The 22,075-nt window shown below is 73.1% G+C and carries 17 protein-coding genes and 1 pseudogene; 7 read left to right on the top strand and 11 right to left on the bottom strand.

The annotated features are described in order from the left end of the window. Positions 1-238: 238 nt before the first annotated feature. A complete protein-coding gene (locus ACFCY1_RS13955) occupies positions 239-1,171 on the top strand; it encodes a hypothetical protein (protein WP_375874687.1) in 933 nt (310 codons plus the stop codon). A gap of 83 nt (positions 1,172-1,254) precedes the next feature. Here ACFCY1_RS13955 and ACFCY1_RS13950 read toward each other — a convergent pair whose 3' ends face one another. Continuing rightward, positions 1,255-1,860: an Imm21 family immunity protein gene (locus ACFCY1_RS13950; protein WP_375874686.1), complete on the bottom strand. Its 606-nt coding sequence runs from the start codon at positions 1,858-1,860 to the stop codon at positions 1,255-1,257. A 49-nt stretch (positions 1,861-1,909) separates the two neighbouring features. On the opposite strand from ACFCY1_RS13950, the gene ACFCY1_RS13945 reads away from it, so the two are divergent. The 3 genes from ACFCY1_RS13945 to ACFCY1_RS13935 are packed head-to-tail and all read left to right on the top strand — an operon-like array spanning position 1,910 to position 4,615. Then, positions 1,910-2,761 carry an extracellular solute-binding protein gene (locus ACFCY1_RS13945; protein WP_375874702.1) on the top strand — a complete coding sequence of 284 codons (852 nt, stop codon included), beginning with the start codon at positions 1,910-1,912 and terminating at the stop codon, positions 2,759-2,761. A 31-nt stretch (positions 2,762-2,792) separates the two neighbouring features. After that, the gene (locus ACFCY1_RS13940; RefSeq protein ID WP_375874685.1) at positions 2,793-3,773 is read left to right on the top strand and encodes a carbohydrate ABC transporter permease; all 981 of its coding nucleotides are present in this window, start codon (positions 2,793-2,795) and stop codon (positions 3,771-3,773) included. Then, the gene (locus ACFCY1_RS13935; protein WP_375874684.1) at positions 3,770-4,615 is read left to right on the top strand and encodes a carbohydrate ABC transporter permease; all 846 of its coding nucleotides are present in this window, start codon (positions 3,770-3,772) and stop codon (positions 4,613-4,615) included. Before ACFCY1_RS13940 ends, ACFCY1_RS13935 begins: the two co-directional genes overlap by 4 nt. A gap of 64 nt (positions 4,616-4,679) precedes the next feature. Here the strand turns inward: ACFCY1_RS13935 and ACFCY1_RS13930 are convergent, their stop codons facing one another. The 10 genes and pseudogenes from ACFCY1_RS13930 to ACFCY1_RS13885 all read right to left on the bottom strand — a co-directional run bounded on the left by ACFCY1_RS13930 (position 4,680) and on the right by ACFCY1_RS13885 (position 12,648). Then, positions 4,680-5,858: a Glu/Leu/Phe/Val dehydrogenase dimerization domain-containing protein gene (locus ACFCY1_RS13930; RefSeq protein ID WP_375874683.1), complete on the bottom strand. Its 1,179-nt coding sequence runs from the start codon at positions 5,856-5,858 to the stop codon at positions 4,680-4,682. Then, positions 5,855-6,073: an MbtH family NRPS accessory protein gene (locus ACFCY1_RS13925; RefSeq protein ID WP_049650321.1), complete on the bottom strand. Its 219-nt coding sequence runs from the start codon at positions 6,071-6,073 to the stop codon at positions 5,855-5,857. The genes ACFCY1_RS13930 and ACFCY1_RS13925 overlap by 4 nt, the downstream gene beginning before the upstream one ends. Positions 6,074-6,241: 168 nt before the next feature. Further along, positions 6,242-6,772, bottom strand: a pseudogene (locus tag ACFCY1_RS13920) (indole-3-glycerol-phosphate synthase); the annotation flags it as partial. A gap of 47 nt (positions 6,773-6,819) precedes the next feature. Next, complete coding sequence (locus tag ACFCY1_RS13915) at positions 6,820-7,512, bottom strand: N-(5'-phosphoribosyl)anthranilate isomerase (RefSeq protein WP_375874682.1); 693 nt, start codon at positions 7,510-7,512, stop codon at positions 6,820-6,822. A gap of 6 nt (positions 7,513-7,518) precedes the next feature. Continuing rightward, positions 7,519-8,658, bottom strand: coding sequence for an acyl-CoA dehydrogenase family protein (locus ACFCY1_RS13910; protein WP_049650324.1), 1,140 nt, complete (start codon positions 8,656-8,658; stop codon positions 7,519-7,521). 13 nt (positions 8,659-8,671) lie between these two features. Next, positions 8,672-9,046: an ectoine synthase gene (locus tag ACFCY1_RS13905; protein WP_049650325.1), complete on the bottom strand. Its 375-nt coding sequence runs from the start codon at positions 9,044-9,046 to the stop codon at positions 8,672-8,674. Beyond that, positions 9,043-9,861 carry a tryptophan synthase subunit alpha gene (gene trpA / locus ACFCY1_RS13900; protein WP_375874681.1) on the bottom strand — a complete coding sequence of 273 codons (819 nt, stop codon included), beginning with the start codon at positions 9,859-9,861 and terminating at the stop codon, positions 9,043-9,045. The genes ACFCY1_RS13905 and trpA overlap by 4 nt, the downstream gene beginning before the upstream one ends. Continuing rightward, a complete protein-coding gene (locus ACFCY1_RS13895; RefSeq protein ID WP_375874680.1) occupies positions 9,858-10,880 on the bottom strand; it encodes an anthranilate phosphoribosyltransferase in 1,023 nt (340 codons plus the stop codon). Before ACFCY1_RS13895 ends, trpA begins: the two co-directional genes overlap by 4 nt. Before the next feature lie 2 nt (positions 10,881-10,882). Further along, a complete protein-coding gene (locus ACFCY1_RS13890; RefSeq protein ID WP_074005830.1) occupies positions 10,883-11,146 on the bottom strand; it encodes a phosphopantetheine-binding protein in 264 nt (87 codons plus the stop codon). Beyond that, positions 11,143-12,648: an AMP-binding protein gene (locus ACFCY1_RS13885; protein ID WP_375874679.1), complete on the bottom strand. Its 1,506-nt coding sequence runs from the start codon at positions 12,646-12,648 to the stop codon at positions 11,143-11,145. The genes ACFCY1_RS13890 and ACFCY1_RS13885 overlap by 4 nt, the downstream gene beginning before the upstream one ends. 436 nt (positions 12,649-13,084) lie before the next feature. Here ACFCY1_RS13885 and ACFCY1_RS13880 point away from each other — a divergent pair, with 436 nt between their 5' ends. The 3 genes from ACFCY1_RS13880 to ACFCY1_RS13870 are packed head-to-tail and all read left to right on the top strand — an operon-like array spanning position 13,085 to position 22,043. Continuing rightward, entirely contained in the window at positions 13,085-14,788 is a 1,704-nt protein-coding gene (locus tag ACFCY1_RS13880; protein ID WP_375874678.1) for a condensation domain-containing protein, read from the top strand. After that, complete coding sequence (locus ACFCY1_RS13875) at positions 14,785-18,888, top strand: amino acid adenylation domain-containing protein (RefSeq protein ID WP_375874677.1); 4,104 nt, start codon at positions 14,785-14,787, stop codon at positions 18,886-18,888. Before ACFCY1_RS13880 ends, ACFCY1_RS13875 begins: the two co-directional genes overlap by 4 nt. Beyond that, on the top strand, positions 18,885-22,043 hold the full coding sequence (locus tag ACFCY1_RS13870) for an amino acid adenylation domain-containing protein (RefSeq protein WP_375874676.1): 3,159 nt from the start codon (positions 18,885-18,887) through the stop codon (positions 22,041-22,043). The genes ACFCY1_RS13875 and ACFCY1_RS13870 overlap by 4 nt, the downstream gene beginning before the upstream one ends. Positions 22,044-22,075 lie beyond the last annotated feature (32 nt).

Here is a 22,075-nt window from a genome sequence, read left to right as displayed (position 1 = left end):
GCCGACCCGTCATCAACCCAGCGACGAAGCGCCCCCGGAAGCCTCTGGATCCGCTCCGAAATCCGATGGATCCTCCGCCGCGGGCGAGGCACAATCCCGGTGAACCGCAGCGGGGGGAGCTTGTTTGGACGTGTTCGCGTGTGCCGAGTGCTGCACCGAGCTGACGGCACCGGTGTCCCGGGTCGCACTACCCGTCCACACCCACCACGGTGCCTGGGAGGAACTTCACCCTCCGCTGATGGAGCCGGGGACGTACGCCGTCGACCCCCGGCCCACCGGGCCGCCCTGGCGGTTGTGGCAGGAAGTCGGAGAGGAAGCGGCTGCCCGCCAGGGCGTGTACGCCCCGGTGTACTCCGTCTCCTTCGGCGCGCGGGGCAGGATCGTCATCGCGCCGGGTGACTCCAGGTCGATGACTCTGATCCCGGAGAGGTGCGAGGGCTACTGCCGGGGCGTGGACGGCCGGGCCGGGCCCAACCTGGCCTGCACCGGGTGTGAACGGGCCGTGGCGACCCGGATCGACGACTGCGGCTCGTGGCAGACGGTGTGGCTGGAGCCCGACGCGGTCGTTAGCCGCCCCTCGGAGCTTCCGGACAGGCCGCCGCCCGACTGGGCGGACCTGGAGCGTGCCGAGCACCGTGTCCCGCCCGTCGAACCCGACGGGTCGTGGAGTCGCCGCTGGGAGGCCGCGGTCGGCGTCATGCTGGCCCACCTCGTGACGGCCACCGAGAACCACCCGGTGCCCCTCCCCTCCGGCCCCGTCGCCGAGCTGCTCGGCCATGCCGTGGCCCGCTACCTCCCACCCGGGCCCAACCCCCGCACGGTGGAACTGGCCGGCCCGGGCATCCCCGAGCCCCGGCCCCGCCCCGACGTCCTCCTCGTCCCCCGCCATCCCGGCACGGGCGAGCCATGGCGCCCACCCGGCCTCAAGGCGACGGTGGTGCCGCTGGACAGCGGGGTCTGGGCCTACCTCACCAGCCCCGGGGAGACCTCGCCGATGCCTGCCATCGGGGCGCTCCCGGCGGGCGTCCTGCGCGACGACTACCCAATGCCATTGCGCCCTTGGCGGCTCCTGGAACCCCACGACCGCGCCTTCAGGGACACCCTGGTCGGGCTGCCCGAGATCCGTGGCCCCCGGCTGCGCAGGTATCACGACGCCGCGTACCGATCGTGAGCGCCCGTTGGGCGTTGGGGGGACTTCGGACCCGTCCCAGCGTCCGTGCCTCTGGGGTTGCGGGTGCGAGCTCGGTGTGCAAGTCAAGGGGCCGTTGTCGACTGGCCGTCGACCTGTAGAAGGAGCTGAACCACGCTGATCCAAGGGGAGTCGCCGGTCTTCTGGAACGCGCGGACCCTCCAGCGTCCTGCGGGCAGGTGAACGGGGGCTTGGTCCGGCTCGCCCCTGCCGTCCGGGTAAAGCACGCCGAGGTTCTTGCCGGCCTCGGCGGAGTCCATGAGGACTGCCGGCCCGTCGGTCTCCCAGAGACCGCACTCCTCCCACGGCGTCGCCGGGTCGTTCAGCGCCGTTTCGGCAGCGGCGAGCAGCTCGGCGTCGGAGTCGGCGGCGAGCCAGCGCACGAAGGCCCTCTGCTCGGGCAGGTAGCAGGTGGTGGCGGGCTCGTCACCCAGCACCAATGCCGAGACGTGGCTGCAGCCGCGCAGGCCGATCGCCTCGGCCAGGCCCTCGACCCCGCAGGCCCGGTCGTAGTCGTCCGACTGGTCGTTGTCACCGATGATCATGCCGTCCTCGGTGCAGCCACCCCAGTACTGCAGTGCGGACACCGGGACGACGATCAGCGGACCACCCATGGATTCGACCCAGGTCAGATCGAGGGTCATCCGGACGGCATGTGGATCAGTACTCATGTGCGCAGTGTGCCGCTGATCAGTGACAAGCAGGGAACCTGGGTGAGTCCTGTACAGCGGACAACGGACAGAACTGAAAGACCCCCATAACTCCAGCGCCCGGATGTTCCTGTTCAACAACGAGCTCTTCAGGAAGGCCGGCCTCGACCCGGCCGCCCCGCCCAGGACCTGGGCCGACCTCACCACCGCCGCCACCGCGCTGAAGAACGCCGGCGTGGAGATCCCGCTCGGCGTGCCGCTGGGCAAGGAGGAGGCGCAGGGCGAGTCGTTCATCTGGATGCTGGAGAACCACGGCGGCTACCAGGACGCCAAGGGCCGGTACAGCATCAACTCGCAGGCTAACCTCGACACCTTCGGGCAGCTCAAGAGCTGGGTGGACGCCGGCCTGACCGAGCAGAGCCCGGCCTCCGTCAACCGCACCGACCTGGCCAAGGACTTCGCCTCCGGCAAGGTCGGCATGCTCAACGGCATCCCCACCCAGCTGAACGACCTCAAGGGCATGGACGTCACCTGGACCGCGATGCCCAGCAAGGACGGCACCGGAAAGGCCACCCTCGGCGTCGCCGACTGGATGATGGCCTTCAGGAAGGGCGGCCACAAGGAACAGATCAAGGCCTTCCTCGACTTCGCCTACGGCCGGGACAACGCGGTGAGGTTCGACAAGGAGTACAGCCTGCTGCCGGTCACCCGGTCCGCGCTCACCGCGCTCCAGGCCGACCCGGACGAGCAGGCCCTGGCACCGTTCCTGCAGATCCTGCCCACCGCCACGTTCTACCCCCTCAGCGACCCGACCTGGCCTGCGGTCTCCGCGCAGATCAAGACGCAGATCGGCAGCGCGGTCAGCGACCCGAAGAAGACCCTCGACGCGCTCCAGAAGGCCGCGCAGCAGGCCGGTGAGTGACCCGGACGAGCGAACAAGGAATCCCGACACCGTGTCATCCCCCAGCAGCACAGACGCCCGGCCCGGCGAACCCGCCCGGCCGGCCGCGCCGCCGAAGCGTCCGTCGGCCCCGGGCCCGGGCCCCGCACCCGGGCGCCGTGCCCTGTTCGAACGGCTCGGGCCACTGCCGTGGCTGGCCCCGGCCATCGTGCTCATCCTCGGCGTGGTCGTGTGGCCGGTCGTCGAGATGGTCGCCACCTCACTGCGGAAGATCGACACCACCGGCACCGACCACGGCCCGGCCGGCCTGGTCAAGTACCGCAAGCTCTTCGGAGACCCCCGCCTGGCCGGAGTGCTGACCTGGACCGTCGTCTGGACGGTCGTCGTCGTCGGCCTGACCATGCTGATCTCGCTCGCGCTGGCGCAGTTGTTCAACCGGAACTTCCCCGGCCGTCGCGTCACCCGCTGGGCGCTCGTCGCGCCCTGGGCCGCCTCCGTACTGATGACCGCGATCGGCTTCCGCTGGATGCTCGACCAGGTCGCCGGCGTGTTCAACCGGCTGCTGCTCGACCTCGGCCTGATCGACCGCTCCCAGGCCTGGCTCGGCGACGCCGCCCACGCGAAGCCCTGGCTGGTGCTCGTCGCCGTCTTCGTCTCACTGCCGTTCACCACCTACACCCTGCTGGCCGGCCTGCAGACCATCCCCGAGGAGGTCCACGAGGCCGCCAGGGTCGACGGCGCCACGCCCTGGCAGACCTACCGCAAGGTCACCCTGCCGCTGCTGCGCCCGGCCTTCCTGGTCGGTCTGGTGATCAACCTGATCAACGTCTTCAACTCCTTCCCGGTCATCTGGGGCATGACCCAGGGCGGCCCGAACGCCGACACCGCCACCACCACCGTGTTCATGTACATGTTGCGCGGCTACGACGTCGCCGAGTCCGCCGCGATGTCCGTGGTCAACTTCGTCGTCGTGGTCCTCATGGTGGCCGTCTTCCTCAAGGTCAGCCGCTGGAACGAGGAGGAGGGCCGATGACCACCCTGCAGTCGCCGGCGAAGCACCGCCCGCGCGCACGGACCGTCCTGCTCACCGCACTGGCCTGGGCGCTCGCCGCGCTCTTCGTGCTCCCGTACGTCGAGATGCTGATCACCGGCGGACGCCCGGCCGGCCAGCTGCGGGACAACTCCTACCTGCCGACGCACTTCGACTTCTCCGCCTTTACCAGGGTCTGGACGGACACCACGCTCGGCCAGAACCTGCGGACCACCCTGCTGGTGGCCGGAGGCTCGACGCTGCTGGTGCTGCTGGTCGCCCTGCCCGCCGCGTACTACACCGCCCGGGTGCGCTTCCGCGGCCGCAAGGCCTTCCTGCTGCTGGTGCTGGTCACCCAGATGTTCCAGCCCACCGCCCTTCAGGTCGGCCTCTACCGGGAGTTCTTCGCGCTGGACCTGCTGGACACGCCGATCGTCCTGGTGCTCGCCAACGCCGCCTTCAACCTGGCCTTCGCGATCTGGATCCTGAGTGCCTACATCGGCTCCATCCCCAGGGAGTTGGAGGAGGCCGCGATGATCGACGGCAACGGTCGCATGGGTGCGCTGTTCCGTGTCACCCTGCCGCTGGCGCTGCCCGGCGTGGTCACCGCCGTGATCTTCACGTTCATCTCGGCCTGGAACGAGTTCATCATGGGCCTGACCCTCACCAACTCGCCCGACCGGCAGCCGCTCACGGTCGGCATCAACAACATGATCGGCGCCTACAGCGTGCAGTGGAACTACGTGTTCGCCGCCTCGCTGGTGGCCATCGTGCCGGTCGTCGTGCTGTTCGCGGTGATCGAGCGCCACGTCGTCTCCGGGCTCACCGCAGGCTCGGTCAAGTAGCCGGCGCGCCGCGCCGCCCCGCCGCGAGGCCGCGTTCCGCGGGGCGGCGCGTCCGCCGGCCCGGTCACCGGTCGGCCGGGGCCTCCGATCGGGCGGCGCCGGGCGGGGTCGCGCGCGAGCCGAGGAGCTGGGCGACCGGGTCGGCGCTGCCCGAGGCGCTCAGCTCCTGCACCAGCTCGCAGTTCCTGGCGACCCGGCCGGCGACCCAGTCGCGCAGCCACCCGGACAGTTTGGGGAGCGGCAGGTCGGACGGGGCCAGCCCGGTGAGCACGCACCCGGTCGCCGCCGCCCCGCCGACGTTGACCACCACGTCCGGCAGGACGGTGTGGCCGGCTTCGCGCAGCAGCCGGCGGGCCGGTTCGGTGCAGCTCAGGTTTCCGCCCTCGACCACCAGGCGGGCCCGGACCGCCGGCACCGCCTCCTCGTCGACCGCGGCGGGGGAGGCCGCCAGCACCAACACGTCGGCGTCGACGTGCAGCCACGCCTGCCCGGGCCCGTGGACGGTGACCCGGGCGGGCAGCCGGCTCCGGTCGATCGTGCCGTCGCTGCTGGTGAGCGCGGTGAGTTCGGCGACGGGCAGTCCGCGCTGGTCCTCGACGGTGCCCAGGACGTCGGCCACCGCCACCACCAGGTGGCCGTGGGCGGCCAGGTGGTCGGCCACCGCGCGCCCGACGGTGCCGAAGCCCTGGATCGCGACGCGCTGCGGGGTCCGGGCACCGGAGGCGCGTAGGGCGCCGAGCACCGCGACGGCCACGCCGAACCCGGTGATGTCGGCCATGTGGTCCCACAGTTCGGCCCAGCCGACGGTGAGGCGGGTGGTGCCGGGGCGGCGGGTGACGTCGTACCCGGCGGCCTCGAAGGCCTGCCGCCGGTCGGCGTAGGTGGTGCCCTGGTCGCAGCCCAGGTACACCCCGCCGTGCAGCAGCGGGGCCGCGGCGCGGCCGAACTCCCGCATCACCGCCCGCCGTTCGACGGCGGCGCCGGGATCGGGGGCGATGCCGGCCTTGGCGCCGCCGATGGGCAGGCCGACCAGCGCCAGCTTGTGGGTCATCGCCCGGGCGAGCCCGGCCAGCTCCCGCTCGGTCACCGTCGGGGTCATCCTGGTTCCGCCCATGGCCAGGCCGTCGACCATGGAGTCGACGACGACCCAGCCCCGGGCCCGGCACTCCGGGAGGTTCAGGGTGGTGGAGAGCACGGGCCCGGTCGCGGGGCGCGCACCGTGCGGCGCGAGCGTCCGGCTCACTGCGCACCACCCTCCTCCGGGACAGAGCGCAGGCGCAGGCTGCGGGGGCGCATGTCGGTCCAGACGCGTTCGATGTGCGCGAGGCAGTCGTCCTTCGCGCCCCGTACGCCGTCCTCGTGCCAGCCCGCCGGGGTCTCGCGGTCGGCGGACCAGATCGAGTACTGCTCCTCGTCGTTGACGACGACCTTCCACTGCTCGGGTGCTTCGCTGGTCATGCCGTTACCTCCGGATGTCGATGGTTGGGGGTGGAGCCGGTTCGTGGCGAGGGCCGACGCGGTGCCGCGGTGGGCGTCGAGGCCGTCCAGCCAGCCAGGCAGGCTGGGGGCGAGCAGGAGGCCCGTCCCGATGAGCACACCGGCGAAGCCCTCCTGGAGCAGGCGGGCCGCGTCCTCGGGGGAGCGGACGGCCCCGGCGCTCACCGGGCACCGGGTGCCGCTGCCCAGCACCGCGGGCAGGAGCGCCGAGCTCCGCCCGAGGTCGCCGGCGCCGCGTTCGCGGTCGCCGATGTCCTTGTTGTTCACCGCGATCACGCACTCCTCGGCGCGTGGCACACGGCTGATCTCCTCCTCGGTGACGACCTCGACGAACGGCGTCAGGCCCAGGCTCAGGCCGAGTTCGACCAGGTGGCCCAGGGTGGCGCGCGGCAGCAGCGCGGCGGTGAGCAGGACCGCGGCCGCGCCGCTCTCCCGGGCCTGGTGCAGTTGGCTCCGGCGGGTGATGAAGTCCTTCTGCAGCACGGGCAGGTCCGTCGCCGCCACGACCTCGCGCAGCAGTTCCGGGGTGCCGCCGAACCACCGCCCGGTCACCACGGACAGGCAGGGGGCGCCGACCTCCTGGTAGTCGGCGACCAGCCGGGCGGCCGACCTATCGCCGAACAGGTCGGTTCCGGTGGCGTCCTGGCGCTTGAGCTCCATGATCACCGGTCGGCGGGCGTCCAGCAGCGCCTCGATGAACGCGGCCGTCATCCGGGCCTCCCGGCCGCCCCGGCGCCGTCCGGCACCCGCCAGCCGCGCCGTACGGCCGTGACCCGCTCGGTGCTCAGCCGTCCGTCGGGGTCCCTGGCCGCGGTGTCCACGTCGATGCCCAGGAAGAGGGGGTGGTCCAGCACCGCCCGGTAGGCCTCCCGGTTGTCGGCCGAGAGGCCGCCGGCCAGCAGGAAGGGGCGCGAGAGGCGGTCCGCGATCCCGAGGACGGCCGCGCAGTCGGCCGGTTGCCCGGTGCTGCCGATCCGGCCGTCCCCGGCCACCGCGTCCAGCAGGAAGAGGTCCGTTCCCGCCCGTTCGTACGCCGGGATCAGGGACCGCTCCGCGCGGGTGTCCGCACCGAGGTGCAGCACCTTGACCACGGTGAGGTCCGTGCTGCCCTTCAGCGCGCGGACCAGGCCCGGCGGCTGGTAGCCGTGCAGTTGGACCCACGGCACCCGGGCCGCGGCCGTCGCCGCGCGCAGCGCCTCGGCGTCGTTGAGGAAGGTCACGAGGATCGGGTGCAGTCGTGCCGTCCGGTGTACGGCGTCGGCGAGCACGGTCAGTTGACTGAGCGTCAGATTCGCGTGACCCCTCGGGACGCCGTGCCACAGGCCGACGAGGTCGGCTCCGGCCCGGTCGAGCGAGGCCACGTCCTCGGCCGAGGCGGCTCCGCAGATCTTGAGCAGCATCGGGCGTCACAGCCCCAACATGGCGGCGACGCGGTTGCGCTGGATCTCCGACGTGCCCGAGTAGATCGGGCCGGCGACCGCGTCGCGCAGGTCCTTCTCCAGCCCGTACTCGGCCAGGTAGCCGCTGCCGCCGAAGATCTGCACGGCGGCCAGGGCGGAGGAGAGGTTGCTCTCGCTGGCGAGGAGCTTGCTGACGGCGATGTCCCTCGTGACGTTCTCGCCCTGCGTCAGCCGGACGGCCGTGTCGTAGAGCCACTTCCGTGCGGTGTCCAGGCCGATGCTCATCTCCACGAGCTTGTGGGAGATCGACTGGTACGAGCCGATCGGACTGCCGAACTGGACGCGTTCCTTGGCGTACTCGACGCAGCGGTCGAGCCGGTGGCGCATCTGCCCGGTGCTGATGACGAAGGAGCAGAGGATCTCCCACTTCATCACGTGGTCCAGGACCAGGAACCCGGAGCCGACCCGGCCGATCACGGCGGACGCGGGGATCCGGCAGTCGTCGAAGTGCAGTTCGCTCAGCGGCGCGGTCCGCAGCCCCATGGTGGCGACGGGCGGCCCGATGACGAGCCCCGGGGTGTCCCGCTCCACGACGAAGGCGGTGATGCTGAGCGGGCCGCTGCTCGGGTGGGTGCGCGCGTACACCACGAACACGTCGGCCACCGGGCCGTTGGTGATGAAGGACTTGCCGCCCCGCAGGACGAAGTCGTCGCCCTCGCGGGTGGCCGTGGTCCTCATCGCCAGCGCGTCGGAGCCGCTCTCGGTCTCGCTGATCGCGTGCGCGCCGATCGTCTCTCCCGAGCAGATCCCCGGCAGGTGGCGCGCCTTGAGCTCCGGCGAGCCGAACCGTTGCAGCGGGACCCCGACGCCGACCAGGTGGGTGGCGACCGAGAAGTTCAGTCCGCCGTCACGGCACCCGGTGCCGAGCCGTTCGAGCACGTGCATCGTGGTGAGCAGGTCCTGGCCCAGCCCGCCCCACTGCTCGTCGAACGGCAGGCCGAGGATCCCGGACCTCTGGATCAGCTTCCACTTGTCCCACGGGAAGGCGCCTTCGGCGTCCCCTTCGAGATGGCCGGAGCTGAGCTCCTCGCACCACTGGGCGATCCCCTCGCCCAGGGCGAGCTGGTCGGCGTTCCACCTGATCATCTGTCCGTCCCTGTCAGTACTCGGAGAAGTCGGCCGAGTCCAGGTTGTGGCGCTCGTCGCCGCGCAGCGCGGGCGAGAACACGCACACCAGGCGGAGGTCCTCCTCCGGGCTCGCGATCAGGAAGTGGGCGTCGTTGCGGTCGAGCGCGTACAGCGTGCCCGGCTCCAGCGGGTGGGAGGTGCCGTCGGTGTCCACGACCTCGCCCTTCCCCTCGATGCAGTAGCAGGCCTCCAGGTGGCGGCGGTACTCCAGCCGCGACTTGGTGCCGGCCCGGACGGTGGTGTCCGTCATCGTGTAGCCGAGGCCGTCGGACTCGAGCAGGAACCGGCGGCTGAGCCCGTTGCCCCAGTCCACGGTCTTCACGTCGGCAAGGTGTCGGACGATCATCGGTGTGCCTCCTGGCGGCTTGGTGAGTACGGCGAAACGGTCTGGATGAAGGTGTGGAACTCCTCGACCACGTCGGCCCCTTCGGCGAGGGCGTGCTCGATCCGGGCGACCCCGGCGCTGCCCACGACCGCGGCGTCGGCGCCGAGGCCGTGCAGCAGGTCGATGTCCGCCCGGGAGCGGACGCCGAACCCGACGGCGATCGGTGCGGTGGTCCTCGGCCGCAGCGCGGCCAGCGCGGCGGCCAGTTCCCGGTGGTCGGCGGTGAGCCCGCCGCCGCTGCGGCCGTAGTGGGCCACCAGGTACAGGTACGCGGTGGCGCAGTCGGCGGCCGCGGCCCGCACCTCGGGCGACGATGCGGCGTAGCAGGTGGCGACCAGGGGCAGCCCGGCCTCGCGCACCGCGTCGAGGCAGTCGGCCCGCAGCCGTGGCGGCAGTCCGTGGACCAGCAGCCCGTGGACGCCCGCGTCGGCGACCCGCCGGACGAAGCCGGGCACGGTCGGGGCCCTGACCGTGTGGCTCCAGTCGGCCAGCAGGGCCACCCGCAGGTGGCGCAGCCCGGGCAGGACCCCGGCGAGGAAGTCGAGCACCTCGTCGAGTCCGACGCCGTCGGCCAGGGCCCGCTGCGCCGAGCGGCGGATGACGGGCCCGTCGGTGACCGAGTTCGGAAAGGGCACCGCCAGCTCCAGGCAGTCCACCCGGCAGTCGTCGAGCATCCGCATCACGTCGGCCAGGACGGGCAGCGGGGGGTCTCCGGCGTTGAGGAACACGGCGAGGCCGGGCCGGTCCGGTGGCCGGCGGGCGAAGAACCCGCTCACCGCGCACGCGCCGGTCGGGTGCGGAGGCGGTCGACGAGGTCGCGGGCGGCGCCGCCGCGCAGGGCGTCCTCGGCCGCCCGGATCGCCTCCGGCCACCCGTCGATCAGCCCGCTCGCGACGGCCAGTGCGGCGGCGTTCAGGCAGACGGTCCGGGTGGCGAGCGCCGTCCCCGCCCCGGAGAGCACGCCGAGGAAGTGCTCGACCACGTCCTCTCCTCCAGCGGCCGGCCGCAGTTCGGCGATCGCGTCGGTCGCGCTCGCGGGAGCCTCGGCCGGCAGGTGGATCGGGTCGGTGCCGTCATTGGGGAGGAGGACGTTGTCGACGGAGCCGACGAGCTCGTCGACGCCCAGCTCGTTGGAGCAGAGCCAGATCCTCCGGTCGGTGACGGTGGCGGCGACCTGGCCCAGCGCCGGCAGCAGCGAACGGTCCGAGACGCCGACGAGCTGGGCGGAGACCGGCACCGCGGCCAGGAAGGGCCCGACGGAGTTGATGAACCCGCCGATCATCCGCAGGTCCATCGGCACGATGCTCCGGGCCAGCAGCGCCACCTCCCGGGGGTAGACGAAGGTCCCCGGGAAGGCGATGCCGAAGCGTTCCAGCCGCTCCTCGGTCCGCTCGTACGAGGTGGTCCGTCCGATACCGAGGCGGTCGAGCAGGTCGTGGGAGCCGCAGGTGCTCGTGTAGGCGCGGGAGCCCGTCTTGACGACGCGGACGCCCAGGGCCGCGGCAAGGAACGCCGCCGCGGTGGAGATGTTGAACGTGGCCGGCCCGCCTCCGGTGCCGACGATGTTGGCCGTGCCGTCCAGCCGCGCGGTGACGGCCGGCCGTCGATCGTCCAGCGAGCGGAGCATCGCGACCAGCGTGTCCCGGTCGGGCATCCGGGTGGACAGCGAGGACAGCAGCGCCACCGTCTCGCCGGGCCGCAGGGCGCCGTCCCGCAGCTGGTCCCAGAAGGACCCCCACAGCTCCTGGTCGACGGCGCGGTCCCGGCGGATCAGCGCTCGCAGCACCTCGTGCATGACTAGAGGGCGTCCGTCCGCTGCGGCTGGGCCTGGTCGATGAACCTGCTGATCGAGCCGACGGAGCGGAAGCTGTCCGGGTCGAGGTCGAACTCCTCGACGCGCACGTCGAAGCGGTCCTCCAGCCAGGCGATCGTCTTGAGCAGGCCGAGGCTGTCGATGACCCCGCCGTCCACGAGGTCGTAGTCGGCGTCCAACTCGTTCGGGCCGACGTCGGGCAGGAACTCCTCGATGATGAACTGGGTGACTACCGCGGCGTGGTTCACGTGGCCGTTCCTTCGGTGGGCTGGGAGGGGGAGCAGGCGCGCTCGACGGGCGCGCGGTCGATCTTTCCGGTGGACGTCCTGGGCAGCGGGTCGTCCACGATCCGCAGGGTCGAGGGGACGGCGGTGAGCGGGAGGCGCTGCGCGCAGTGCCGGCGCAGCGCCAGCGAGTTCAGCCGGCTGTCCGGGGCGCGGCGGACCAGGCCGCGCAGCAGGCGGCCGGCCACCGGGTCGGGTACGGCCACCACGGCCGCCTCGACGACCTCGGGGTGGTCGAGCAGCACCTGTTCGACCTCGTGGGTGTTGACCCGGGTGCCGCGGACCTTGACCTGGTGGTCGTTGCGGCCTTCCAGGGTGACGCGGCCGTCCTCGTCGCGCCGGACGAGGTCGCCGCTGCGGAAGTAGCGCCGGGTCTCCCCGTCGTGGTGGTGGGTCGCGAACCTGCCGGCGTCCTGGGCCCGGTCCAGGTAGCCGTCGGTCTGGAAGGGCGTCGCGACGTGGAGTTCGCCGGTGCCCGGCCCGGTCACGATCCCGCCGTCGGCGCCGACGATCACCGCGTGGACCCCGGGCAGCGGGCGCCCGATCGGCACCGGGCCGTCCGGCGGCTCGGTGCCGTCGACCTCGTGCAGGAAGCTGTCGTTGGTCTCGGTGCAGCCGTAGACGTTGTGGAGCCGGGCGCCGGGGAACAGGCGCGGCAGCTCGGCCAGGCAGCGGGCGGGCAGGCTGTCGCCGGTGAAGACGACGTGCTCGACGGTGTCGAGCCGGCGGCCGCTCTGCGCGGTCGCGTCGACCAGCAGTTGGTAGAACATCGGTACCGCCTGCACGAGTTGGACCTCGTGGCGGGAGAGCAGGTCCAGCAGGTGGCCCGGCTGGGTGGCCCGGGCCGGATCGACCAGGACGACGCGGCCGCCGTGCTTGAGCGTGGCCCAGATGTCCAGCAGGCACAGGTCGAAGGTGAGCGGCGCGTAGTTGAGGACCGTCGTTCCCCGACGGATGCCGAACCGCTCGCCGGCCCAGGTGGTGAAGCGGTCCACCGCGCCCGTGCTCAGCGGCACGATCTTCGGCCGCCCGGTGGAACCGGAGGTGGTGAACATGAAGGAGACGTCGGCGGGTTCCGTGGCGCGCGGCGGCTTCGGTTCGGCCGACCGCTCCCCGGCGTCCGGACCGGGGTCCTCCGGCGAGAGGACGTGCCGGATGCCGGCCCGCTCGGCCGGCGCGGGGGCGGTCCCGCCCTCCGGTACGGGCGCCGGCAGCAGCAGGAAGCGCCGCCCTTCCAGCAGGCAGGCGAGCACCAGGGCGATCGTCGAGGGCGACTTGGCGGCCGGGATGCCGATCGGCTCGTCGCCGTCCGGGGCGAGCCGGGCGATCCGCAGGCGCTCCCGCTCCGCCGCCCGGTGGAGTTCGCGGTAGGTCGTCTCCTCCCCGTGCCACACCAGGGCCGGATCACCGGGGTGGTCGGTGGCGTGCGAGACGAATGAACCCACCAGGCTTGGCTGCTGCATCATGACTTCTCCGAGTTCATGCAACGGGGTGGGCTCTATGGACAACGGATGAGTTCATGCAACGGGTTCACCGATCTTTTTCGGAACAATGAAGGGCCGACACGAAAGGGGCCCGTCCGGCCGCCTTCCCGGCGAAAGAAGAATTATCACGTGGCGCTCGTCCACGGAAGTGGTGTGCTCGATCTGCACCATGACGGCACGTCAGGGAGGGTGTAGCGGTCGGGCGCGCGGATGCTAGCCGTCGAGCGTGTTCAATCTACATAAGGATTAGCGGGGTCTGGCGTAAAGATTGTCCTGATGCCTTCGACCCCCTTCTCTGTCTTGCGGAGTGAGACGGGAGCTGCCTAGTATCCGCCGTACTGTTCGCGAAGAAGCGAATCGGCGAGGGGATTTCCGGGGTGCTTTAGCGCTCCCGATCGCCGTGAAAGGTGGATCCGTCATGCCTGGCTCCGATCGGAGCGCGCACGCTCCGACCCAGTTGTCCTTCGCCCAGCAACGGCTGTGGTTCCTCGACCGGCTGCGGCCGGGCCTGCCGGACCACAACGTCCCGACCGCGGTCCGCCTGCGTGGCCGGCTGGACCAGGAGGCGCTCGTCCGGGCGCTGACCGACGTCGTGCGGCGCCACGAGGTGTTGCGCGGCCGGATCGTCGACTCCGAGGACGGCCCGTGCCACGTCACGGAGCCGGTCGGGACCTTCGTGCCGACGATCACCGACCTGGCGCACACCCCGGCGGAACAGGCCTGGCAGCGGGCCCGGGAACTGGTGGCCGCCGACCTGGCGGCCCCCTTCGACCTCGGCGCCGCCCCGATGCTGCGGGCCCGACTGATCCGCGTCGCCCCCGACGACCACCTGCTGGTCCTGGTGATCCATCACATCGCCTGCGACGGCTGGTCGCTGCCGGTGCTGTGGCAGGAGTTCTCCGCCGGGTACGGCGCCGCCGTCGACGGCCGGCCGATCGCCCTGCCGGACCTGCCCGTCCAGTACGCCGACTTCGCGCACTGGCAGCGGAACCACCTGGCCGGAACCGCGCTGCAAGGCCAACTCGACTACTGGCGAGAGCACCTGGCCGACCTGGTCCCGTCGGTGCTCCCGACGGACCGGGAGCGCCCCGCGGCGTGGTCCGGTCGGGGCGACCAGGTCGAGATCGAGATCCCGGCGGAACTCGCCGACCGGATCCGCGCACTGGGGCGCACCCACGAGGTGACGCCGTTCATGACGCTGCTGGCCGCCTTCCAGGTCCTGCTCGCGCGCTGCACGGGACAGGACGACGTGACGGTGGGCACCCCGATCTCCGGGCGGACCCGGATCGAGGTGGAGCCGCTGGTCGGCTTCTTCGTCAACACCCTCGTCCTGCGCACCGACCTGTCCGGCGACCCCGGCTTCACCGACGTGCTCGCCCGGGTGCGGCGGTGCGCGGTGGAGGCCTACGCCCACCAGGACGTGCCGTTCGAGCGGCTGGTGCAGGAGCTGCGGCCCGAACGCGACCTCGGCCAGCACCCGCTGGTCACCGTCATGTTCCAGCTGGAGGATCCGCCCGCGCTCCCGTCCGGCCTTCCGGGACTGGAGGTGAGCAGCCATCAGATACCCAACGACGTGGCGAAGTTCGACATCGAGGTCTCCCTGACGGACCTCGGCGACCGCCTCACCGGCGTCATCCGCTACGCCGCCGACCTCTTCGAGCGCGACACGGTGCGGCAGCTCGCCGAGGGCTTCACGGCGCTGCTCGACCACCTCGTCGGCGCTCCCGAACGGCCGATCTCGGCCTGGCAGACCCCGCCCGGCCTCCGCGTGGGCTTCTCTGCCCCCACCGTGCACCCCGTGGCCCCGCGGCCCGACGCCTCCCAGGCCGGCGCCGCCGAGACCGAGACCGAGCTCCTGGTGCTGGAGACCTGGGCCGAGGTGCTCGGAGTCACCCCGGACGGCGTGCACAGCGACTTCTTCGAGCTGGGCGGCCATTCGCTGCTCGCCTCGAAGGTCATGTCCCGGCTCGGCCGGGCGCTCGACCTCGAACTGCCGGTCGTCCTGCTCTTCTACCACCCGACCGTCGCCGAACTCGCCGACGGCATCGACGCGGCGCTGCTGGCGGACCTCGGCGAAGCCGAGGCGGAACCGCTCCCCGCCGGAAAGGCCCGTCACCCGTGAAGGCACAGCACAGTCGCCCCGAAAAGCCCGGCCATCCGACCGCTTCCACGCGGGCCGGCCTACGCGCCCTGCTCGACCAACGCGTCCGCGCGGCCCGGGCCAGGGCCGCCGAGGGCGAGCCGGAGGCCGCGGTCCCGCCCCGCCCGGAGGGCGCGCGGGTGCCGTCGTTCACCCAGGAACGCATGTGGCTGATCGAGCGGCTGTCCGACGGCCCCGCGCTGTACAACGTCCACGAGGTCTTCCGGCTGCGCGGCCCGCTGGACCTGGCCGCCCTCGGCCACGGCCTCACCGATCTGGTGCGGCGCCATGAAGTCCTGCGCACCGCCTTCCCCGAGGAGGACGGCCGCCCCGTCCCCTCGGTGGAGCCGGCCCGGCCGGTTGACCTGCCCGTCACGGACCTCCGGACCGAGCCCGCGGAACGCCGGACGGAACTCGCCCTCGACCTCGTCCACTCCGAGATCCTGCGCCCCTTCGACCTGGCCGCCGCCCCGCTGCTGCGCGCGTCGCTGCTGCGGGTCGACGAGGACGAGCACCTCCTGGTGGTGGTCGTCCACCACATCGCGGTCGACGGCTGGTCGATGCCGCTGCTGTGGGACGACCTGTCGGCGATGTACCGGAGCCGGCTGGAAGGCCGCGAGCACGAGCTGCCGCCCTTGCGGATCCAGTACGCGGACTTCGCCCACTGGCAGCGGGCCCGGCTCTCCGGCGACCGCCTGCAGAGCCAACTGGACTACTGGAGAGCACAGTTGTCCGGGCTGTCGCCGCTGGACCTGCCCACCGACCGTCCGCGCGGACCGGTCCGTACGGGCCGGGGCGAGCGGATCACCTTCACGGTGCCCGAGGAACTGGCCGAGCGGCTGCGGCTGCTGGGCCGGCGGCACGGCGCGACGATGTTCATGACGCTGCTGGCCGGGTTCCAGGCCCTGCTGGCCCGCTACAGCGGGCAGTCCGACGTGGCGGTCGGCACGCCGGTCGCGGGCCGCACCCGGCCGGAACTCGACCCGCTGGTGGGCTCGTTCATCAACACCGTGGTCCTGCGCACCGACCTCGCGGACGACCCGGGCTTCGCCGAGCTGCTCGACCGGGTCCGCCGGACCGCCCTGGACGCCTACGCGCACCAGGACGTGCCGTTCGAGCGGCTGGTGCAGGAGCTGCGGCCGGCCCGCGGCCTCGACCGCAACCCGCTGTTCCAGGTGATGGTCGCCGGCCTGTCCGACCCGACCGCCTCGCTCCGGCTGGCCGGGGCGGAGGTCGAACAGCTGGAGGTCGACAACGGCACGGCCAAGGTCGACCTCAGCCTGGTGATCGCCGACCGGCCGGGCGGCCCGGACGGCACGGCCGGCACGAGCGGGACGACCGGCACGACCGGCACCGTGGCCTTCGACACCGCCCTGTTCGACCGCGCGAGCGTGGAGCGCCTGGTCGGCCACTACCTCCGGCTGCTGGACGCCGCGGCCGACGACCCCGACCGTCCCGTCTCCCGCCTGGACCTGCTCACCGAGGCCGAGCGCGAAGCACTGCTGGTGGCCGCCAACGCCACCGACGAACCCTTCCCCGCCGACCGCTGCGTGCACGAGCTGGTGGAGGAGCGGGCCCGGCTGACCCCCGACGCGGTGGCGGTCCGCTGCGGAAGCGAGCGACTGACCTACCGGGAACTCGAAGGCCGGGCCAACCGGTTGGCCCGACACCTGCGAGCCCGGGGAGCCCGGCCGGAACGCCTGGTCGGCGTCTGCCTGCCGCGCTCGGCGGAGCTGGTCGTGGCCCTGCTGGCCGTCCTCAAGTCGGGCGCCGCCTACCTGCCGCTGGACCCGGACCTCCCGGCCCAGCGGATGTCGTTCATGCTCGCCGACGCCGACGTGCCGCTGCTGCTCACCCGGCGCTCCCTGGCCGACCGGCTGCCGGAGCACGGCGCCGAGACGGTGTGGCTCGACGCCGAGGCCCCGCTCGTCGCGGCCCTGCCCGAGGACCGGCTGCCGCCGCTCGCGACGCCCGCCGACCTGGCGTACTCGATCTACACCTCCGGTTCGACCGGCCGCCCCAAGGCCGTGCTGGTCCCGCACGAGGGCGTGGTCAACTACCTGGTGGTCCGCGGCCGCCAGCTGGACCTCGACGGGTCCGACGTCGTCGCCTCGGTGGCCTCGATCTCCTTCGACGTCATCGTCCCCCAGGTGCTCATGCCGCTGGCCTGGGGCGCGAGCGTGGTGATCGCCCCGTCGGAGGTCGCGGTCGACGGCCCGCGCCTGACGGAGATGATGCGCGAGTTCGGCGTCACCACGCTCATGGCCACCCCGGCCACCTGGCTCCTGCTGCTGGACGGCGGCTGGCAGGGCGGCCGGTTCCAGGCGATCTGCGTGGGCGAACCGCTCCAGCCCGCCCTGGCCCGGCGGCTCCTCGACCGGGTCTCCACGCTGTGGAACGGCTACGGTCCCACCGAGGCGTCCGTCGGCTGCGTCACCCGGCGGGTGGACGCCGACCGGGACCTGGCCCGGCCGGGCGGGTCCGTGCCGATCGGCCGGCCGCTCGGCAACCTCCGGATCTACCTGCTGGACCCGGCCGGCGCCCCGGTGCCCGTCGGCGTCCCGGGGGAGATCCACATCGGCGGGGTCGGCGTCACCCGCGGGTACGCCAACCGGCCGGGGCTGACCGCCGAGCGCTTCGTGCCCGACCCGTTCGGCGCGGACGGCGGCCGGCTGTACCGGACCGGCGACCTGGCGCGGTACCTGCCGGACGGCAGCCTGGTCTTCCTCGGCCGCACCGACGAGCAGGTGAAGATCCGCGGGTACCGCATCGAGCTGGGCGAGATCGAGGCCGCGCTGTGCGCGCAGCCCGGCGTCGCCAGGGCCGCGGTGACGGTGCGCGGCGGCGGGACGGACGCCGAACTGGCCGGCTACCTGGTGTGGCAGGACCGACCGGGTGACCTGGCGGCCGTGCGGCGCTCCCTGCGCGAGACCCTGCCCGAGTTCATGGTGCCCACGACGCTGACCGCGCTCGACCGGATCCCCCTGACCACCAACGGCAAGGTGGACCGCGCGGCCCTGCCCGAGCCCGCCCGCCACGACCACGGGGCCGGTGCGCTCCCGCCACGGGACCTGCCGGAACTCCTGATGGCCAGGATCTGGGAGCGCGTGCTGGGCACCCCGCGGGTCGGCGTCCGGGACGACTTCTTCGCGCTGGGCGGGCACTCCCTGAGGGCGGTCGAGCTGGTGGAGGCCGTCCGGCGGGAGTGGGGGGTGACCGTGCCGCTGAACACGGTGTTCCGCCACCCCACCGTCGAGGGGCTGTGCGCGGAACTGCCCAACGCGGCGCGGGCCCTGCGCCGACTGGTCGTTCCGCTGGCCGAGGGGGACCGCCGCCGGGCGCCGCTGATCCTGGTGCACCCGCAGAGCGGCGACGTGTGCTCCTTCCTCCACCTGGCCGGACAGCTCACCGAGCGGCTCGCCGAATCCCCTCTGGGCGGCCGGCCCGTCTACGGTCTGGAGGCCGTCGGCTACAACACCGACGAGCCGCCCCTGGCCACCGTCGAGGAGCAGGCGCGGCGCTACCTGCGGGAGCTGCGGTCCGTCCTGCCCGACGGCCCGTACCTGCTGGCCGGCTGGTCCTTCGGCGGGCTGGTCGCCTTCGAGCTGGCCCGCCTGCTGGAGGAGCAGGGGAACCCCCCGGGGTTCCTCGGGATCATCGACGTCGGAGCGCCCGCGTCCACCGGTGAAGCCGCCGACAGGGAAGGCGGGGACCTCCACGAGCTCGACGAGGAGGCCGCCCTCGCCCTGCTGCTCCACGACGCGGACGGCCGCGAGCACCTTCCCGAGGGGGTGCGCACCGAACAACTGCGGCGCATGGCGCGGGTGTTCACCGCCAACGGCGCCGCCGCCCGGCGCTACCGGTCGACGGCACGGCTGCGGACACCGATCCACCTGTTCACCAGCGCCGAGACCCACCCCGAACTCGGCGGCCCGGTCGTGGTCCCCGCCCGGTGGCGGGACCGCACCCGGGGGGCGTTGAGCGTGGTCGAGGTCCCCGGCAACCACCACGACATGCTGTCGCCGCCGCACGTCGCCCCCTTCGCCGACACGCTGTCGGCCGTCCTGGAGGAGCTCGGATGAGCGACCGACACGAGTTGCCGCTGTCGTCGGCGCAGTCCGGCATCTGGTTCGCCCACCACCTGCGCCCCGGCAGCCCCGCCTACAACACCGGCGAGTACGTGGACATCCCCGGGCCGATCGACCCGGAGCTGTTCGAGACGGCCGTACGGCGCGTGGTGGACGAGACCGAGTCCCTGCGCGTCCGCCTCACCGACGGCGCCGACGGCCCCCGGCAGGTCGTCACCCCATTGCCCGACTGGACGATGCACCACGTCGACCTCACCTCGACACCGGACCCGCTGGGGGAGGCCGAGCGCTGGATGCGCGCCGACCTGTCCACCCCGCTCGGGCTCACCCGGGACCCGCTGTTCCGCCAGGCCCTGTTCACCGTCGCGCCGGACCGCTTCCTCTGGTACCAGCGCGTCCACCACATCGTGGTCGACGGCTTCAGCATGTCGCTCATCGCGCGCCGCGTCGCCAAGACCTACACCGGACTGGTCGGGGGCCGGGCCGGGGCGGGGCCGGCCTTCGGGCCGCTGAGCGTCCTGCTGGCGCACGACGCCGCCTACCACGCCTCCGAACAGCCCGAGCGGGACCGGGAGTTCTGGGCGGCCCGGCTGGCCGGACGGCCGGACCCGGTCAGCCTCGCCAGCCGCTCGGCGCCCGCCTCGGACGGCTTCCTGCGCCGCACCGGCAGCCTAGACGCGCCCACCCTGGCCGCGCTGCGGCGGGCCGCGCGACCCGCCGGGGCGAGCTGGCCCACCGCCTTCACCGCCGCGGTCGCCGCGTACCTCCACCGCCTCAGCGGCGAACGGGACGTCGTGCTCAGCATGCCGGTGACCGGGCGCGCCGGCTCCGCCGCGCCGGCCGTCCCCGGCATGGTGGCGAACGTGGTGCCGCTGCGGCTGCGCGTCCACCCCGAGCAGAGCCTGTCCGTGCTCGCGCGACAGGTGGCCGAGGAGGTCGCCGCCCAGCGCGGGCACCAGCGCCACCGCAGCGAGGACCTGCGCAGGGAACTGGACCCGGCCCGGTCGGAGCGGGTCCTGTTCGGGCCCGTCGTCAACATCATGTCCTTCTACTACCACCTGGACTTCGCGGGCGTCCGGGCCACCGTGCACAACCTGTCCAACGGGCCGGTCGAGGACCTCTCCTTCTCCGTCTACGACCGCTCCGACGGCACCGAGCCCCGGCTCGACCTCGACGCCAACCCCGCGCTCTACACCGAGGCCGAACTCACCGCCCACCAGCAGCGGTTCCGCCGCTTCCTGGACGCGGTGGCCGCCGACCCGGACCGGCCGATCGGCCGGCCCGACCTCCTCACCCCCGGGGAACGGCACCGGACCGTCGTGGCCGCCAACCGCACCACGCGGCCCCTGCCGCACCCGACGGTGCCGTCGGCCTTCGCGGCCGAGGTCGCGCGCAGGCCCGAGGCGCCCGCCGTGGTGTGCGGCGAAACCACCCTGTCCTACGCCGAGTTGAACGCCCGGGCCAACCGGCTGGCCCACCGGCTCATCGCCCTCGGCGTCCGCTGCGACAGCACGGTGGCCGTGCTCATGGAACGCTCCGTCGACGTGGTGGTGGCGGTCCTGGCGGTCACCAAGGCCGGCGGCGCCTACGTACCGCTGGACACCCGGGCGCCGACGGCCCGCCTGCGCCGCGTCCTGGACGACACCGGGGCGGCGGTGCTGCTCACCCACCGGGCCACCCGGGAGCACGCGCCGTCCCTCGGTACCCCCGGGGTCGTCGTCGATGCCCACCCCGGCCTCGCCGACCAGCCGGCCACCGACCCCGTCGTGCCGCTGCGCCCGGACCACCTGGCGTGCGTCCTGTACACCTCGGGCTCCACGGGCACGCCGAAGGGCGTGGCCCTGAGCCACCGCAACGTCATCAGCCTGACCGCGCAAGGCTGTTGGCGCGAGGAGGACGGCCCGCGCGTCCTCGCGCACTCCCCGCACGCCTTCGACGCCTCGACCTACGAGTGGTGGGTGCCGCTGCTCAACGGCGGCCGGGTGGTCGTGGCCCCGCCCGGCGAGCTGGCGCTCGCGGACCTCCACCGGCAGATCGTCGACCACCGGGTCGGCGCGCTCTGGCTGACGGCCGGGCTGTTCCGGGTGTTCGCCGAGGAGTCCCCCGGCACGCTGGCCGGGGTCGGCCAGGTGTGGACCGGCGGCGACATCGTGCCGGCCGACGCGGTGCGGCGCGTCCTGGACCGCTGCCCGGACTCCGTGGTGGTCGCCGGGTACGGCCCGACCGAGGCCACCACGTTCACCACCCGCCGGGTGCTCCGCCCCGGCCACGCCGTGCCCGACGTCGTCCCCCTCGGCCGGCCGGTGGACAACCGGCGGGTGTACGTCCTGGACGAGGCGCTGTCCCCGGTGCCGCCGGGGGTGGCCGGCGTGCTGTACGTCGCCGGTGCGGGCGTGGCGCGCGGGTACCTGAACGACCCCCGCCGGACGGCCGCCCAGTTCGTGCCGTGCCCGTTCGGCGAACCGGGCGAGCGGATGTACCGCACGGGCGACGTGGTCCGCTGGAACGCCGAGGGGGAGCTGGAGTTCCTCGGCCGCGCGGACGAACAGGTCAAGCTCCACGGCTTCCGCATCGAACTCGGCGAGATCGAGGCGGTCCTGGCCGGGCACCCCGCCGTCGCCCAGGCGACCGTGGTCGCCGGCCCGGGCGCCTCCTCCGGCCGGCGTCTGATCGGCTACGTCGTCCCGGCCGGGGCCCCGGGGCCAGACCCAGCGCTCGACCCGGCCTCGGTGCGGGAGCACGCCGCCGCGGCGCTGCCGGACTACATGGTGCCCTCGGCGATCGTCGTGCTCGACGCCTTCCCCCTGACGCCCAGGGGGAAGATCGACCGGGCCGCGCTGCCCGTCCCGGACCCCGAGCCGGCACCGTCCGGGCCCGGGCCGCGCACCCCGGCGGAGCGGACGATGTGCGCGCTGTTCGCCGAGGTGCTCGGCCGGCCCGAGGTGGGCGTCGACGACGGCTTCTTCGCGCTCGGCGGCAACTCCCTGCTCGCGACCCGGCTGGTCAACCGGGTGCGGGTGCGGTTCGGCCGGGACCTCACCCTCGGCGCCCTGTTCCAGGCGCCCACCCCGGCGCGCCTGGTCGAAGCCCTGGAGGAGGCCCCGGACGCCGCGGCCGTACCGGTCCTCTCACCCCGTACCCGACCCTGAGCCCCTGAGGGCGATCACAGGAAGCACCTTCG

Origin of the sequence: Kitasatospora sp. NPDC056273 (genome assembly GCF_042268845.1) — a bacterium.
Lineage (GTDB): Bacteria > Actinomycetota > Actinomycetes > Streptomycetales > Streptomycetaceae > Kitasatospora.
Note: the sequence above shows the minus strand (reverse complement) of the source record. Positions and strands in the feature narration are given on the sequence as shown.